Origin of the sequence: Phaeobacter sp. NW0010-22 (genome assembly GCF_040365955.1) — a bacterium.
Lineage (GTDB): Bacteria > Pseudomonadota > Alphaproteobacteria > Rhodobacterales > Rhodobacteraceae > OMPR01.
This window is the reverse complement of the sequence record NZ_BAABWT010000002.1, coordinates 388,165-403,433: the sequence shown is the minus strand read 5'-3', so window position 1 is coordinate 403,433 and position 15,269 is coordinate 388,165. Positions and strand designations below refer to the sequence as shown.

The window sequence follows — 15,269 nt, the reverse complement described above, 5'->3', positions numbered from 1 at the left end:
GGCAGAGCCAGTGGATTATGAAACGATAGATGCAGGCGGATTTGGGCGGTCTTTGCGTGGGATTGGCCTGAACCTATTGGTGCGGGATGTCAGGGCGGAATGCGTCTTCTTAGAGACTGTTTTTGAGATGAAGTCGCATCAGGTGACGGCGGATTTTGCTATAGTTACTTATGGTGATCAGGTGTTTCAGTTGCACTCGGATCAGACTTATCATTCGAATCCCCTGCTGGGGCTGCTGCCAGAGAACCCTCCGCGCGGGGCGGGCTTGGAAATACGTCTGTACGAAACAGACCCCGACGCAGCCGTCGAGCGGGCCAAAGCAGTGGGTGCGATGGTGCTGCAAGAGGCCGCGAATAAACCCCATGGCCTGCGCGAGAGCTATATTCTCTGCGCGGATGGCTATGCGTGGGTGCCCAGCCGCCCGACTTCAGACAGCTAAACCCATTCCATCCAACTGCGCGACCCTTGGTCTTGCGTCCTGCGGACAGCAGGGGGCGGGCCAGGCAAGCGCGGGCTTTGCCCGCGCTTGCCTGGCCCAACGGGAGGAGAGGTCCCGGAAGGGGCCTGAACGACGGGCGGGAGGGGTTGGGTTCAAGCAGCCCGGTCCGCAGCCATTTCGGCGCGCAGCCAATTTGTAAAAGCGATGGCACCGGGGGTTTCTTCGGCTTGGGGCGACAGCAACAGATAATAGGCTTCGGGCATTTTTGCGCGGTGTTCAAAGGGGGTAATCAGACGACCCTCTTCAAGGAGGCGCCGCACAATCGTGTCATGTGCAAGACAAAGCCCCCCGCCCGCCATCGCAACGGACAGGCTGACCATATAGGTCGTTGCATAGGTAATTGGCGGGGTATCCCACGTCATATCCTGATCTTCGGCCCAGTTTGCCCAATTCGACAGCAGGTTGGAACAGTCATACAGCGGTTGGTCTTGCAGGGTCTCTAACGTCACAGGAAAGTCAGGCGCACAGACGGGATAGTAGTGATCCGTGCGCAGCAGTTCGGTGCGGACTGTATCAGCCGGGCGCAAGGAATACCGCACCTCGACGGCCGCGCCTTCGGCCATTTCGCGGGGTTCCCACAACTCGGTTGAGATGGTCAGCTGGACCTCTGGGTGAAGGGCGCGAAAGGCGGGCAGGCGTGGCCCCAGCCAGTTCACAGCAAAGGTCAGGTTGGATTGAACCTGAACGGTGTTCTGTTGATCACCCAGAACCGCCCGTGTGCCGCGTACCAAGGTGCGAAACGCCTCTCGGACCACAGGAAGATAGGTGATCCCAGCCTCGGTCAGCTCTAACGCCCGTGGGCGGCGGTGAAATAGCGGACGCCCCAAATGTCCTTCTAGCGATTTAATCTGTTGGCTGACCGCGCTTTGGGTCATGTTCAGATCCCGTGCGGCCCCTGTGAACGACAGATGGCGTGCGGCCGCCTCAAAGGTCCGAAGCCAACCGAGCGGAGGGAGCGCATTTTGCATTAGCATAACCTTGGTATTAGCAATACTAATGGAATACCCATGTTTTTTTCGTTGGTCAAACAGGGGCGGGGGATGCAGGTTTTAAACAGCTGAGACACTTACCCCGCCATTCCGGAGATTCGACCATGAGCGTAACCAACCTGCGACCCAATATGGATCATTGGTCCGAACGTGTTGATATGGCGGCCGCCTTTCGCTGGACGGTCAAGTTGAACATGCACGAAGCCGTGGCAAACCACTTTAGCCTTGCGGTGAATGACGACGGCAGTCAGTTCCTGATGAACCCGAACCAGATGCATTTCGACCGGGTCAAAGCGTCAAACCTGTTGTTTTTAGATGCCAATGACCCGACCACGATGGACAAACCCGGCGCGCCGGACCCGACTGCATGGGGATTGCACGGCTCGATCCATCGCCACTGCCCCCACGCGCGCTGTGTGATGCACGTGCATTCGATCCACGCCACGGTGTTGGCGGCGCTGGCCGACAGCAACATCCCCCCGATCGATCAGAACACGGCGACGTTTTACAACCGCTATGTCATCGACGAAGAATTCGGCGGTCTTGCGTTTGAGAGCGAAGGCGAGCGTTGCGCGTCAATGCTGAGTGATCCCAAGAAAAAGGTGATGATCATGGGCAACCATGGTGTCTTGGTGATCGGCAGCGATGCCGCGGATGCGTTTAACCGGCTTTACTATTTCGAACGCGCCGCTGAAACCTATATTCGCGCCCTACAGACGGGTCAGAAGCTGCGCATCCTCAGCGATGAGGTCGCCGAGAAAACCGCGCAAGAGCTTGAGGATTATCCAAGCCAAGCCGAGGCACACATGCGCGAAATGAAAGCGATCCTGGACGCCGAAGGATCAGATTACGCCAGCTAAGCGAATGGCGGGTTTGCCCCCGCCAGACGACACGCCAGAAAGGTTACCCCATGTTGGACACCCCTCCAGCCCGGACGCGCACGCTTGCCGCCCGATACTATACTGATGCGCAAATTCTGGATCGCGAAAAAGAGCTGTTGTTGAACAGTTGGCAATTGGCGGGTCATGCTGGTCAGTTGGCCAACCCCGGTGATTTCATCACGCTCAGCCTGTTTGATCAGAACATTTTCCTTGTCAAAGATCGTGCGGGCGACATCCGGGCGTTCTACAACGTCTGCCCGCATCGGGGGCATCAATTGGTCACGGGATCGGGGAATAAGGCGGTTTTGACCTGCCCGTATCACGCCTGGACCTTTGGGTTGGATGGGGCGTTGCGGGGCATGCAAAAGCGCGGCAATACCGACGCGCCAGACCGCAGCACCATTGGGTTGTCGGAAATCCGGGTGGATAGGATTGTTGATTTCCTGTTTGTGAACCTTGATCCCGACGCGCAGCCGCTGGCCGAGTTTGCACCGGAGCTTGAGGCGCAAATCCTTGCCTGTGTGCCTGACCTGCCTAATCTGGTGGTCGAAGGGGATGCCGCTTATGGCCATACCTACAGCTGCAAATCCAACTGGAAGGTGATGCTGGACAACTATCTAGAATGTCACCACTGCGGCCCGGCACACCATTCGTTTGATGATATGATGGACATTGCCCAGAGCAGGTTTGATCTGTACCAGAACTATACCTATCAAAATGCCCCCACCGCGATGAAGGCAGACAATGCCGCGTTCCCGCTGGATCTGGAGCATGACGTGACCACGGGCCAGTTCTGGTTCCTGTTTCCCAATACCATCTTTGGCCAGTTTCCCGGCGCGCAGGGGTTTTATGCCTCGCGGTTTGATCCGGTTTCGCCCGATCTGACGGAACGGGAGTCGCTGTCTTTGACCACCGCCGTGCCTACCGATCCGGGGATGGTCGAACGCTCGCGACTGCGGGCCGAGTGGTCCACGGATGTGGTTGCAATCGAAGACCGCGATCTGTGTGAAAACGTGCAAAAGGGGCTGCATCAGCGCGGCTATACCCAAGGGTGGTACATCACCGACCCCGATGCGCACGACATTTCGGAACATGCGTTGCGCCATTTCCATGACATTTACCTAAGCGCGATGGGCGAGTCCGAATGAAAAACATCTATACCTATGGTGGCCAGCCTGCGCGTCGCAATTTGACGATCGACTGTCTGCGCGCCAACAAGGCGGCTGGCAAAAAGATGACCCAAGTGTCCGCCGTGACCGAGGAAGAGGCGCGCGCCTGTCAGGAGATGGGGATTGATCTGATCACCATTTCGGATCTCGATTACGATGCGGTTCGCGCCGGTGCGCCGGACACGTTCATCACCTCGAGCCAGACGATGTGTCAGTATTTTGAACCGCAAGACTGTCTGACCGCTGCGATGAAGGCGGCGGAAAAAGGGGCTGATGCGATCTTTACCCCGCGGGGCATGGGGATCGTTGAATTGATCGCTAATGAGGGGCTCGCCGTGCAGGGGCATGTGGGGCTGGTGCCGCGAAAATCGACCCTAACTGGGGGATTAAAGACATTCGGCAAGACTGCCGAGGAAGCGATGAAGCTGCTTGAGTGGATGCGCCGATATGAGGATGCAGGCGCCGCAGCGGTCGAAGTGGAATGCGTTGCGGTTGAGGCGTTGCGGGCGATTAACCACAAAACCACCCTGTTGACCCATTCGATTGGGGCCGGGTCGGGCGGCGATATCATCTTTTCATTCATGGAAGACATCTGTGGCGATGTGGAAAACCCGCCGCGTCACGCCAAAGCATGGGGTGATGTGGCAACCATCCGCAAGGCGTTGGCGGCTGAACGGGACAAGTCCCTGACCGGGTTCCGCACAGACGTGCAATCCGGTGCCTTTCCTGATGCGGCGCACACGGTTGGGATGCTGCCGGGCGAGGCCGAGAAGTTGAGCGAAGCCTTGGACCGCTGGACCCCGCTGCACCAATAAAGACCTGAGTTTTGGCCAAGAGGGAGGCGCCAGAATGACCGACACGACCCCTAATCTGGATCAGATGTCCGCACCGTCTTCGGACGTGCAGATGCAGGATATGACGCGTGAATGGAATTATCACCCGGAATTGCCGCTGCAGGATCCGTCGATCTTTCAGTGGCCGCCCAATCCCGCCTATTTGCTGGGGTGGTTGGCGCGCAATTGGCTGACGCTGAGCGAGCGGGTGTGCATGGCAATCGCGGCTGTGGCGCTGTGGTATTTCTTTTATCCGTCGCTAGAAACGGCGCAGAGCTTTGCCTTTGGCTGGATCGCGCAGATCTATGTCATCAACTTTGTGATGATCTTTGTCACGGCGGGCACGCTGCATTGGTATTTCTACATGCGCAAGGTGCAGGGGAAAAAGCTGAAGTTCGAGCGCCGCGATCAGGGCAAGAACAACAAGCTGTGGGATTTCAAGGATCAGGTGCTGGACAATATGTTCTGGTCGCTTGGCTCGGGCGTGCTGCAACTGACCGCGTTTCAGGTGGTGACCATGTGGCTGATGGCGAACGGGTACACGCCTACGATTACATTCGCTGAAAGCCCGGTTTGGTTTCTGGCCTTTCTGGTGATCATTCCGATGTGGTCGGCGTTCCATTTCTATTGGGTGCATCGGTTGCTGCATCAGCCGTTTCTGTACCGGCGCGTGCATGCGCTGCATCACCGCAATGTCTGTATCGGCCCATGGTCGGGGTTCTCAATGCACCCGGTGGAGCACTTTATCTATCTGACCACGCTGTGCATCCACTGGGTTGTCGCCTCGCACCCGATCCACCTGTATTTCCACATCGTGTTTCAGGGCCCCGGCGCCGCGATGAGCCATACGGGGTACGAGGATCTGCTGATCAAGGACAAACGCAAGCTGGCGTTGGGGACGTTTTACCACCAGCTGCATCATCGGTATTACGAGTGCAACTATGGCAATCAGGAAATGCCGTGGGACCGGTGGTTCGGCACCTTCCACGATGGCTCAACCGAGGCCACAGCCGAAACCCGCGCGCGTAAAAAGCGGATGTTTGGGTAAGGATTGCATCAGCTCGGAATAACGGCGCACAGCACCCCGGGCCAGCGCCCATCCGCGGACAGGCGCTGGCCCTGTTGGTTGGACACCAGACCGTAAAATCAAGTCTGATGTCCCGTAACCAGTGTTTAGTCGTAGGCCGCGTCGACGATGAATTCGACCTTAAGTTCGGGACGGGCCAGTTTGGCTTCGCCGCAGGCGCGGGCGGGGGCGTGGCCTTCGGGGACCCAAGCGTTCCAGACTTCGTTCAGTCCGGCAAAGTCGCTCATGTCTGCCAGCCAGATTGTGGCGCGCAGCATCTTTTCGCGTGATGAACCCGCTTGGATCAGCAGGGCATCCAGACGGCGCAGGCATTCTTCGGTTTGGGCCTGGATTGTGTCGCCTTCGCCAACCTGACCTGTGATGTAGGCCACGCCGTTGTGCTTGACGATTTTTGAGGATCTGACCCCTGTTTCAATACGCTCGATCATGTGGTGTCCTTGGATGGTTTGAGGTTTCCTGCGGCCTTCAGTGACGGTCAAACAGGGAGAGAGCAAGATCGCTATCCGGTTGTTCGATGACAAATCGCGACACGGGGCGCTGTCGCGTGCATCAGGCCGAAAAACGACCGCAGAGATGTCGATATCAGAGGCGCGAGCGGGGTTTTGATTTGTACGGTTAGGACCAAGTGAAGGATCAGACCCATGTATGCCATCAATCGCTTTTTTCCGTTTGCTCCACCCGTGACAGGGCCGTTTGAGCAATCTGAAACTGAGAATTATGGACAGGAACATGACCGATATACCCCCCAAAGACCGGCCCGCGCCGGACCCGATGAGCCGTGAATGGCATTGGCATCCTGAACTCCCCTTAGGGTTTGCGCCTTATTGGCACTGGCCACCCCGGCCCCAGACCGTGATCCGGTGGGTTTGGCAGAATTACCTGCAGGTGTCGGACCGATCTCTGTTTTTGTTATTGGCGCTGATTGTGGGGTTGTGGCTGCAACCTGTGGGGCCCGATCAGGCGGAGTTTGCGCCGGGTTGGATGGCGTGGGTTTTGGTGCGCAATTGGATTGCATTGCTGGTGGTCGCGGGGGGATTGCACCTGTGGTTTTATGGTGTCGACGGGCAGGGCAAGCTGCTGAAATACGACCCGCGCCCCTATATGAAGCGTAAAAATGCGCTGTATAAATTTGGCTATCAGACGTGGGACAATATGTTCTATTCGCTGATGTCTGGCGTGCCGATCTATTCCGCCTATGAGATCGGGCTGCGCTGGATGTATGCAAATGGCAGTTTGACCACGTTGCAGTTTAGCGCCCATCCAATCTGGTTCGTGTTGTTGTTTCCGGTGCTTGCGCTTTGGCAGAGTGTGCACTTCTACGGGGTTCATATCGCTTTGCATCACCCCAAGCTGTATCGACATGTGCATTCGGTGCATCATCGCAATGTGAATACGGGGCCGTGGTCGGGCACGTCGATGCATCCGGTCGAGCATCTGTTCTTTTTCAGTGCGATGCTGATCCTGTTGGTTCTACCCAGCCATCCGGTCCACATGTTGTTCTTGGGGTATTGGTTGTTGCTGGGCGCCGCGTCTTCGCATTCGGGGTACGAGGCGATCTGGGCGCGGGATCGGCAGCAGTTGTTGATCGGGGCCTTTTTTCACCAGCTGCATCACCGCTATTACGAGTGCAATTATGGCAACAGCGAAATGCCGTGGGATAAGTGGTTCGGCACCTACCACGACGGTTCCGAAGAGGCGACGCGGGTGACACGAGACCGCAAGCGGCGGATGCACAGTCAGTAGAGCATGGCGTTTGTTTTCTATATGAGTGCACTTCAGACTGGTCCGGTGAAATCTGGGGCAGTCTGGATCACAAATCAGAAGAGGCAGACCGATGAGCAAACCCCAAGTGACGATTACCTACTGCATTGGCTGCAACTGGCTGTTACGCGCGGGTTGGATGGCGCAGGAACTGTTGCAAACGTTTCAAGAGGCATTAGGCGGTGTGACGTTGATTCCCGGGGAAATGGGCGGCGTTTTTGAGATCTCTGTGGATGGGCATTTGATTTGGGAGCGCAAACGCGATGGCGGTTTCCCGGATGTCAAAGAGCTGAAGTCACGGGTTCGGGATCAGATAGAACCGACACGTGACTTGGGGCATTTGGATCGCGCCAGCAAGGGGAGCTAGGTTGTCCAGTGGCGGGGCTCTTATGATTTGTGAGCCAATTTAAGATTATCCGCTTGCCCTGCAATGTGGGTAATCTGAGAGCTGTTTCATTCTGCTTTGGCGGTCGATTTGAGCGGGGTGTTTTCCATTATGGCCAGTAGTGAACAATCAAGAACCGCCCTTTTTGCCTTGCCCACCTAATGTCCTTACGATGTGATGCCATGAAGTGTCAGCAGCGCGTAGGTGCTGCCACCTTTGCTTAGATCAGAAACGGATAAGCCCTGTCCGCAGACCTGTTGTCATTCAGATCCTTGTTCAGAACTCACCCTTCATTTCTTTTCAAACACAATTATTGCTTCGCCAAGGCGTACGCCAAAACGGGAAACATAGGCCCGATTCAAAACCCGGTCGTTTGTAAGCAACCACATCCAATCATCGAATTTGACACGCATGGTTCCCTTTCGAACCGGCAGATCGATGCGGTAGGTCCAATTGAATGTGTCCCCATTCTCGCGACCTGTTGCGGCCCCCAAAACACCGGGTGCCGTACCTTTCCAAGTATCCTCGCCGGTTTTTTCAAGCGTCCAGATGCGCTGTTCCGTTTCACCGTCGTCATAGGTGAAATCCTCGACGAGTTTCAGATAGCGCCCATCCCAAGTCCCGGTAATCTGAACATCGAACCGTCGTTGGATATTGCCAAAAACATCTTGAAACTGCCCATGGGCAATTGTTTTGCCATCAAAAAATTCTTCAAGGTTGAACTGCCGATCAGAAAGGGCTTCGTCCTCTAAATTCGGAGTTCCGGAACAGGCAACCAGAGTTGAAAGGGCGAGAAGGGCAAATGTCTTTTTCATTGGTTTGTTTCCTGATTGCCTGCTCAAAAAGATCATGACGACCAAGGTCACGATGCCAACGACCGACACACCAATCATTGAATAGTTTGCAGAAGGGATGTTTGCGGCAATCACATCCCAGATCGCAAAATCCAACCCGGCAGGCTGTACCGGCCAAAACCCTTGGACACCGGAAAACTGTTCAGATCGGTAGCCCAAAAAATCGTTGGTCAAAAGTAACGACGGGGCAAAAACGAAGGAGCACAGCGCAACCGCAATTGCCAGAATAGGTGTTTTGCGTTCCGACATGTCGGATGCTCCTTGCTCACGGGCGGTGGTCAGTTAGTTCTGTGCTGCGGGGTCTTGGCGCATCGTCGCTATCAATTCGGCCACTTTGAAGCCAAACTTACGCATCTCGGATTTGTTCATGATGACGCCGCTTTCGGTGAGATAAAGCCAGTCAGTCGCGGTCAGGGTATGACCACCAGCGTCTTCTGACAGCACGATCTGATATTCCATTTTGATGGTTGATCCTGACACGGTGCCACGCGCCTCGCCGACAATATCGTCAGCCGTGGCGGTAAAGCTGTTGCCCTCACCGATTTTAAGGAACCATTTGCGACTTTGCTGTTTGCCGTTGGAATAGATGAATTCTTCGCTCAGGGTGCCGGTGTCGCCGTCCCATTCACCGACCATTTTTGCAACGAAGCTGTTGGTCATCTTGCCGGTTGGTCCGTAAATCAGGCCCTCGGACAGGATCTCGCCCGACAGATGCGTTTTGAGCGAGAAGGCGGGGCCAGTGTCGGCGTAGTCCGATGGATTCTGCGCACGAAAGCTTAGAAACATGGATTTGGCAAACGCGATCACTATGACGAGTAAAAGCAGAACAGTGAGGAGTTTCATTTGGGTTGGTCCTCTGTGGGGAGCGCAAAAACCAGAGCCAGTGCGCCAAGTTTCAGGATGCAAGGAATAACTGCGTAAGAGATGTTAAGTGTGTTCAATGCCACAGCGCTGTTTGATGCGCCGGGGGTAAAGCCGCTTCGCTCAAGCAGGGGCAAAACGGTGAATGCGGCCAGTGCAAGGCCGAGCTTGCCGGCGAAGGACCAGATACCAAATGCCAGTGATGCCTTGAGGCCAGCCTTGGTCAAGGCCACGGAAAACATTGCCGGAAGGATCACCATATCGGCCCCCAGAGCTGCCCCCGATGCCAGGCAAACCAAAGCAAATCCCATCATATTGCCGGGGGCTAGGAATGCTGCGCCGACAAAGCCCAAAATGGCCAGCGGCATGGCGATCAACAAGGTGGTTTTAGAGCCCACGCGCTGACTCATCCGCGCCCAGAGAGGCACGCTGAGACCCGCACTAAGGAAGAACAGGATCAGCAAAGGACCCGCTTTGCCCGACAATTGCAGGCGATCCTCGACAAAGAAGAGAAACAGGGTGGATGTGATGGCAACGGGCAGGCTGTTGACCAGCGCAAGGACCAGCAACCGCAGTGCCCCCGCCTGATTGAGGCCTGCAAGCGAAAACTTGTCCCCTTGGACCGGGGCGCGGCGCCAGATGGGCAGGGTGATCACGGCTGTGATCAGGGCAAGCGCGCCGAGAAACAGACCAAATGCAGGATAGCCCTGCGCCCCGGCCCCCAAGGCGATAAAAATGGTTGGCGCAATCGCGGCGATAACCACGCCTGCCAGCATGCCGCCTTCGCGAAAGGCGGCCAGCGTCATCAGTGCTTTGGGGGTCGGTTCTTTCGCAAGTGTCGCACTCCGCCCGTAAAGTAAGATCATGCCAAGGCTGTAGGCAGAGAATAGAAACACCAAAATCGCCACGAGTTGTGGCACCACATTTGGCCCTGATCGCGGTGAAAATAGCAGTGGAAATCCAATCGCCAGACCCAGGGCAGCGGCAGTGGCAAAAGCAGCTTGCGCACGCGGCCAGCGGTCTATCGCCCAGCCGATCAGCGGGTCCTGCACAAGATCAACCAGTCGGATCACCAGTAAGATGGTGCCAATGGTACCCAACCCAATCCCAAGGCTCACCGAGGCAAATCGCGGCAAATGGATATAAAGCGGAATGCCAGCCGCGGCCAGCATCAGCGCATAAAGGCTGACACGCGGGTAAAGCATCATTCGCCCTTAAGTTTCCGGGTGAAGGATTTTGAACGGGTGTTGTCACCCAGAAAAATCGTCATGAAGCGGGTTTTGATCTGCGGATGTTTCAGCGTGCAAACGCGATTTCCGTTAAGCCAGAACCCGATCTGGTTCTGTCCTTTCGATACGGCGATGTAGCGATCGCCATTGCGCACGTCGTCAAAACACTGCTCCAGTTGACCCCGCAACGGCAATGCCGTTCCGGTGCGGTTCAATTCGCGCATTGTGCCTTCGACGAGGTCGTATTCGGTCAGGTTGCGCAAGTACTTGAGCTCGAGGCCAAAATCCTTGCTCCAGTCCAATGGTGCGCCGGATTTGGTGAACAATCGCGCCTCGTATAGGGGGAATCCGATAAATCGAAATGTAGCTGCGCCACGCAATTCTGCGCCCGGCAGGGCCGAATTTATTGTGGACGCCTGTGAACTCAGGGGAAGAAGCAATGTAACGAACAATAGGGCCAGCTTACGCATGGGCCAGCTCCACCTGAACGACATTGGTGTGACCCACGGCAAAGGAGGCAGCGCAGATTTCAAGATAGTATTGCCAGTTCCGGAAGAAGGCCTCGCCATATCCCATTTCGGAAATCCGCAGCTTTTGCGCATTCAGACGCTCGGCCCAGATCCGGCAGGTTTTGGCATAGTCCTGCCCGAAACCAAAACTGTCGCGAACTTCAAATCCTGCCGCTTTGGCCTGATTTTTAATCACGCTGTCCGACAAAAGCATACCGCCGGGAAAGACATATTGGCGGATGTAATCAGAGGAGGACTTGTAGGTGTCAAAAAAGCTGTCCTTGACGGTGATCGCCTGCAACAAAACCCGCCCGCCCTCGGCCAGGTTCCGCTTGAGCGTTGCGAAGTAGCTTGGCCAGTACCGTGCGCCAACGGCCTCGATCATCTCGATCGACACGATGTTGTCATACTGCCCGTTGATGTCGCGATAGTCGCGCAGTTGTATGTCGGCGCGACCGTCAAGGCGGCATTCGGCATAGCTGTGTTGGTTGCGCGAGATGGTTACGCCGGTCACGTCACGGCCTTCCATACTGGCGTGTTCGGCAAATCCGCCCCAGCCACATCCGATTTCAAGCGTGCGCTCGCCGTCCCCAAGTCGCGACAGGGCACGTGCATTCTTGCGCGATTGAGCACGCGTCAGGTCATCATCGGCTTGTTCAAACAGCCCCGACGAATAAGTCATCCCTTCGTCTAGCCAAAGCGCGTAGAATTCATTGCCCACATCATAGTGCGAACGGATATTCTTTCGCGATCCGCGGCGCGAATTTGCCCGCATGACCGTATCGACCAACCGAAACTTGGCCTTATTGAACGGGTTGGCTTGATCGTAGCTGCCCAAATGCTCGCGATTGTTCATCGCCACAGACATCAACCCCTCGATTGATGGGGTGTCCCAAAGGCCCTGAACATAGGTTTCGCCCAATCCCACCTGCCCATGCGCCGCCATGGCTGACACTGCTGCCCAATCGCGAATGATCATTTCCGCCTCGGGGCCAGAATGACCAAACTGATACCGTTCGCCCTCGGGTGTGCGTAGGGTCAGTTGCCCGTCACGCAGACGCTCGCATGTCGACAGGAAGTTCGATTTCAGAACCTTGTTGGTCAAATGCATTTTCCATTCCCTTGAATTGGTGACGTTCATTGAGCGCTCGTACAATGCGCATGGCGCTGGCGATGCCGTCTTCGTGAAACCCGTTCCGATTCCAGGCGCCGGCAAACCATGTCCGGTTTTGGCCCTGCATCTGGCGGATGTCCTGCTGTGCCTGCAGCGCAGCTTTGTCGAACACCGGGTGGGCAAATTGAACCTCGTCATAAATCGCCTCTTGAGGGATTTCGGTCGACGGGTTCAGGGTGACAAACAGAGGGTCGTTTTCTGGGATGTTTTGGAGCTTGTTCATCCAGTAGGTGACACCGATGTCGCCGTCCTGAGAACGATAGGCCCAGCTTGACCAGCAGGCGCGGCGGCGCGGCATCTGACCCGGGTCGCAATGCAACACAGCTTTGTTGGGTTGGTAGCGAATACTGCCAAGGGCATCGCTTTCGGCCTGGCTGGCGTCGTCTCCCAGCATTGCTAGAGCCTGGTCCGAATGGCAGGCAAGGATGATCTCGTCAAAGGCCAAGCAAGGGCTGTCACCCGCATCAATGCGAACCTCGAAGGCGTCACGTTCTACCCGGTGGACTGGTGCGTTGGTATGAATGGTGCAGCCACGTGCAATCAGAGCGGCTTCTAGTCGGCGAACGTATTCGATGCTGCCACCCTTGACCGTCCACCATTGATGCTCTCCAACCCCTGCCAAAAGAGCATGGTTGCGAAAGAATTGGACCAAGGATTTTGCTGGAAACTGGTCCACGTCTTCCACAGGGGTTGACCAGATCGCACCGCACATCGGCATCAAGTAATTATTGCGAAACCATTTACCCAATCCAAGTTCATCGACCAGCTCGCCGATGGTTTTGTCGTCATCTTTGGCGGCGGCTTCGGCGCGTTTTCCAAACTTGATGATGTCGGCGATCATTTTGTAAAACTGGGGACGTAGCAGGTTACTCTTTTGAGCGGTAATCGACCCCATGTTAGACAGGCCATATTCCAACCAGCCGTCGTTGATGCTCGCCCCAAAGCTCATCTCACTTTTGATTACCGGCACATCGAGGTCACGAAACAGCCGGGTCAAGTAGGGGTAAGTTACATAGTTAAACACAATAAACCCGGTATCGACGGGTTGATCACCGTGTTTACCTGCCATTACCGTGCGTGCATGCCCGCCCAACCGGGGCGCGGCCTCGAACAGAGTGACATCGTGATATGGTGCCAAATAGTAGGCAGCCGAGAGACCCGAGATGCCGCCTCCGACAATGGCGATCTTCTTTCGCGGTCCTTGGGTATGATCGAACATACTGTCCTCGTTCTTGTCATCTGATGAAGCGGTTACGGGGGGGGCAGAGGTTCGGATCATTTATTCATCGGAATTCATTTGAAAAATTTCGCTGCCAAGTGATCCAAACCCTTGAGGCGCGCGTAGTCAAGTTATGCAAATAGAACATATTCAGGCTCAAACGCATCACGCCCGACGGGGGTCACTCAAAAATGCGTTCAACTATGGCGTTGATTACGTGATGACCGACCTGAGCTCAGAGACGCCCCGGCTTTTGTCGCACAACCGCTTTAACCTCTGGTCTGTGCATGACCGACATCATGGGGGAACACGCGGCGACGGTCAGGGCGCGGCGTGGTTCAAGGCATTGCTAGACAGCCGTGGGCTTCAAGCTGAAGGCAGGCAGCTTTTGCTGCTGACACAGCCCAGCTTTCTGTGGTTCCATTTTAACCCTGTCAGTTTCTGGATTGCGCTGGTTGATGGCACCCCGCGCGCATTTGTGGCTGAGGTCAACAGCACCTTTGGACAGCGCCATTGCTATTTCTGCGCGCATCAAGATTTTCGCCCGATCGAACCGGGCGATACGCTGATAGCCGACAAGCTGATGCATGTTTCGCCGTTTCAAAAAATCGCGGGCCACTATCGGTTCAATTTCGACCTGAGCGACACCCGCATCAACATCCGCATTCTGTTTGAAAATGGGGACCAAGGTGTTTTGGCGACCCTCTGTGGAACGCGTCGTAGGGCGACTAGCGGTTCGCTTCTCTGGGCCGCGATCCGCCGCCCGTTGGGGGCGGTACGGGTGCTGACGCTGATTCATTGGCAGGCAGCAATTCTCTACCTCAAACGCGCCCCATTTCTAAAAAAACAACCCGCGCCTGAGCGGATGATGACGGAGGGCCAAACTCTGCGCAGGGTCGGGAAATGACATCGTTTTCTGGTAAAACCTATTGGCTTGTCGGGGCCAGTGAAGGCCTTGGCCGAGCTTTGGCGCAATGTCTGGATGCCCAGGGTGCGCGCCTGATCCTGTCGGCGCGCAATGCGGACCGGCTGAACAGTCTTTGCAACGAATTGACGGACGCGCGCTCCGTGCCGCTGGATGTGACCGACACCGATGCCGTGCGCGATGCGGCTGCATTGGTCGGAGAAATCGATGGAGTGATCTACAATGTGGGCGCCTATGAGCCTATGCGAGCCACCGAATGGGACAGCGACGCGGCGATTGCCATGGCGGACGTCAATTTCATAGGCGCACTGCGTGTGTTGGGCGCGGTTGTTCCGCGACTCATAAAACAAGGGCGCGGTGACATTACCTTGGTCGGCTCATTGGCAGGGTACCGTGGGCTACCCGCAGCGATCGGCTATGGGGCCAGCAAGGCTGCGTTGGTCAGTCTGGCGGAAACCATGCGTTTCGACCTCAAAGACACCGGGGTGACGGTGCGCCTGGTCAATCCCGGATTCATCAAGACCCGCCTGACCGAAAAGAACAGCTTTCGGATGCCAATGTTGATGACGCCCGAAGACGCTGCTCAAAGGGTTTTGAAGGCTATGAAACGGTCCCGCTTTCGCACTGATTTCCCCGCGCCATTCTCTTGGTTGATACGCAGCGTGGATGCATTGCCTGATCTGTTCGTTTACCGAGGTAAGTGAGCCAAACCACCTTGGATAAAGAGGGCTTGCACGCATTGGGGTGGTCTTGACCTTGCCCACAAAAAGCGTCCCCTGATAGCAGTTCGCGCGCATCTGGCCGGAGTGCGGGGCGACACCTTTCCGACGGGCCATCTTAATGCGGTCGAATACGCCTGAGTTGAACATCTACAGCGGTTAGGGATGCAGCTTG

At 56.0% G+C, this 15,269-nt stretch carries 17 protein-coding genes; 9 read left to right on the top strand and 8 right to left on the bottom strand.

Features of this window, described 5'->3' with window-relative positions:
* The first annotated feature begins 10 nt into the window (after positions 1-10).
* Positions 11-439 carry a VOC family protein gene (locus ABWV33_RS06190; protein ID WP_113823946.1) on the top strand — a complete coding sequence of 143 codons (429 nt, stop codon included), beginning with the start codon at positions 11-13 and terminating at the stop codon, positions 437-439.
* 152 nt (positions 440-591) lie between these two features.
* Here the strand turns inward: ABWV33_RS06190 and ABWV33_RS06185 are convergent, their stop codons facing one another.
* Positions 592-1,467 carry a LysR family transcriptional regulator gene (locus tag ABWV33_RS06185; RefSeq protein ID WP_353329487.1) on the bottom strand — a complete coding sequence of 292 codons (876 nt, stop codon included), beginning with the start codon at positions 1,465-1,467 and terminating at the stop codon, positions 592-594.
* Positions 1,468-1,592: 125 nt separating this feature from the next.
* Between ABWV33_RS06185 and ABWV33_RS06180 the strand changes: the two genes are divergently transcribed.
* Genes ABWV33_RS06180 through ABWV33_RS06165 form a run of 4 tightly spaced genes read left to right on the top strand, consistent with a single transcriptional unit; the run spans position 1,593 to position 5,419 of the window.
* Positions 1,593-2,348: a class II aldolase and adducin N-terminal domain-containing protein gene (locus tag ABWV33_RS06180; protein ID WP_121997591.1), complete on the top strand. Its 756-nt coding sequence runs from the start codon at positions 1,593-1,595 to the stop codon at positions 2,346-2,348.
* 50 nt (positions 2,349-2,398) lie between these two features.
* Positions 2,399-3,517 carry an aromatic ring-hydroxylating oxygenase subunit alpha gene (locus ABWV33_RS06175; protein ID WP_353329486.1) on the top strand — a complete coding sequence of 373 codons (1,119 nt, stop codon included), beginning with the start codon at positions 2,399-2,401 and terminating at the stop codon, positions 3,515-3,517.
* On the top strand, positions 3,514-4,353 hold the full coding sequence (locus tag ABWV33_RS06170; protein ID WP_353329485.1) for a 3-methyl-2-oxobutanoate hydroxymethyltransferase: 840 nt from the start codon (positions 3,514-3,516) through the stop codon (positions 4,351-4,353). The genes ABWV33_RS06175 and ABWV33_RS06170 overlap by 4 nt, the downstream gene beginning before the upstream one ends.
* Before the next feature lie 34 nt (positions 4,354-4,387).
* Positions 4,388-5,419 (top strand): sterol desaturase family protein, encoded by a 1,032-nt coding sequence (locus ABWV33_RS06165; protein WP_353329484.1) that lies wholly within the window; start codon positions 4,388-4,390, stop codon positions 5,417-5,419.
* A gap of 125 nt (positions 5,420-5,544) precedes the next feature.
* Here ABWV33_RS06165 and ABWV33_RS06160 read toward each other — a convergent pair whose 3' ends face one another.
* Positions 5,545-5,886: a RidA family protein gene (locus ABWV33_RS06160; RefSeq protein WP_113823941.1), complete on the bottom strand. Its 342-nt coding sequence runs from the start codon at positions 5,884-5,886 to the stop codon at positions 5,545-5,547.
* A gap of 301 nt (positions 5,887-6,187) precedes the next feature.
* Between ABWV33_RS06160 and ABWV33_RS06155 the strand changes: the two genes are divergently transcribed.
* Positions 6,188-7,201 carry a sterol desaturase family protein gene (locus ABWV33_RS06155; RefSeq protein WP_353329483.1) on the top strand — a complete coding sequence of 338 codons (1,014 nt, stop codon included), beginning with the start codon at positions 6,188-6,190 and terminating at the stop codon, positions 7,199-7,201.
* Between the two features lie 91 nt (positions 7,202-7,292).
* Complete coding sequence (locus ABWV33_RS06150; protein WP_113823939.1) at positions 7,293-7,586, top strand: Rdx family protein; 294 nt, start codon at positions 7,293-7,295, stop codon at positions 7,584-7,586.
* 308 nt (positions 7,587-7,894) lie between these two features.
* Here ABWV33_RS06150 and ABWV33_RS06145 read toward each other — a convergent pair whose 3' ends face one another.
* From ABWV33_RS06145 to ABWV33_RS06120, 6 genes are all read right to left on the bottom strand, one after another.
* Positions 7,895-8,419 carry a DUF3833 domain-containing protein gene (locus tag ABWV33_RS06145; protein ID WP_113824047.1) on the bottom strand — a complete coding sequence of 175 codons (525 nt, stop codon included), beginning with the start codon at positions 8,417-8,419 and terminating at the stop codon, positions 7,895-7,897.
* Positions 8,420-8,740: 321 nt separating this feature from the next.
* On the bottom strand, positions 8,741-9,301 hold the full coding sequence (locus tag ABWV33_RS06140; protein WP_113823938.1) for a DUF3833 domain-containing protein: 561 nt from the start codon (positions 9,299-9,301) through the stop codon (positions 8,741-8,743).
* Positions 9,298-10,524: an MFS transporter gene (locus ABWV33_RS06135; RefSeq protein ID WP_353329482.1), complete on the bottom strand. Its 1,227-nt coding sequence runs from the start codon at positions 10,522-10,524 to the stop codon at positions 9,298-9,300. The genes ABWV33_RS06140 and ABWV33_RS06135 overlap by 4 nt, the downstream gene beginning before the upstream one ends.
* Complete coding sequence (locus ABWV33_RS06130; protein WP_164620550.1) at positions 10,524-11,018, bottom strand: hypothetical protein; 495 nt, start codon at positions 11,016-11,018, stop codon at positions 10,524-10,526. Before ABWV33_RS06130 ends, ABWV33_RS06135 begins: the two co-directional genes overlap by 1 nt.
* Positions 11,011-12,168, bottom strand: a complete 1,158-nt coding sequence (locus tag ABWV33_RS06125; protein ID WP_121997599.1) for a class I SAM-dependent methyltransferase — start codon at positions 12,166-12,168, stop codon at positions 11,011-11,013. Before ABWV33_RS06125 ends, ABWV33_RS06130 begins: the two co-directional genes overlap by 8 nt.
* Positions 12,107-13,450, bottom strand: coding sequence for an NAD(P)/FAD-dependent oxidoreductase (locus ABWV33_RS06120; protein WP_164620555.1), 1,344 nt, complete (start codon positions 13,448-13,450; stop codon positions 12,107-12,109). The genes ABWV33_RS06125 and ABWV33_RS06120 overlap by 62 nt, the downstream gene beginning before the upstream one ends.
* A 133-nt stretch (positions 13,451-13,583) precedes the next feature.
* Between ABWV33_RS06120 and ABWV33_RS06115 the strand changes: the two genes are divergently transcribed.
* Complete coding sequence (locus ABWV33_RS06115; protein ID WP_353329481.1) at positions 13,584-14,357, top strand: DUF1365 domain-containing protein; 774 nt, start codon at positions 13,584-13,586, stop codon at positions 14,355-14,357.
* Positions 14,354-15,079 carry an SDR family NAD(P)-dependent oxidoreductase gene (locus tag ABWV33_RS06110; RefSeq protein ID WP_113823932.1) on the top strand — a complete coding sequence of 242 codons (726 nt, stop codon included), beginning with the start codon at positions 14,354-14,356 and terminating at the stop codon, positions 15,077-15,079. Before ABWV33_RS06115 ends, ABWV33_RS06110 begins: the two co-directional genes overlap by 4 nt.
* Positions 15,080-15,269 lie beyond the last annotated feature (190 nt).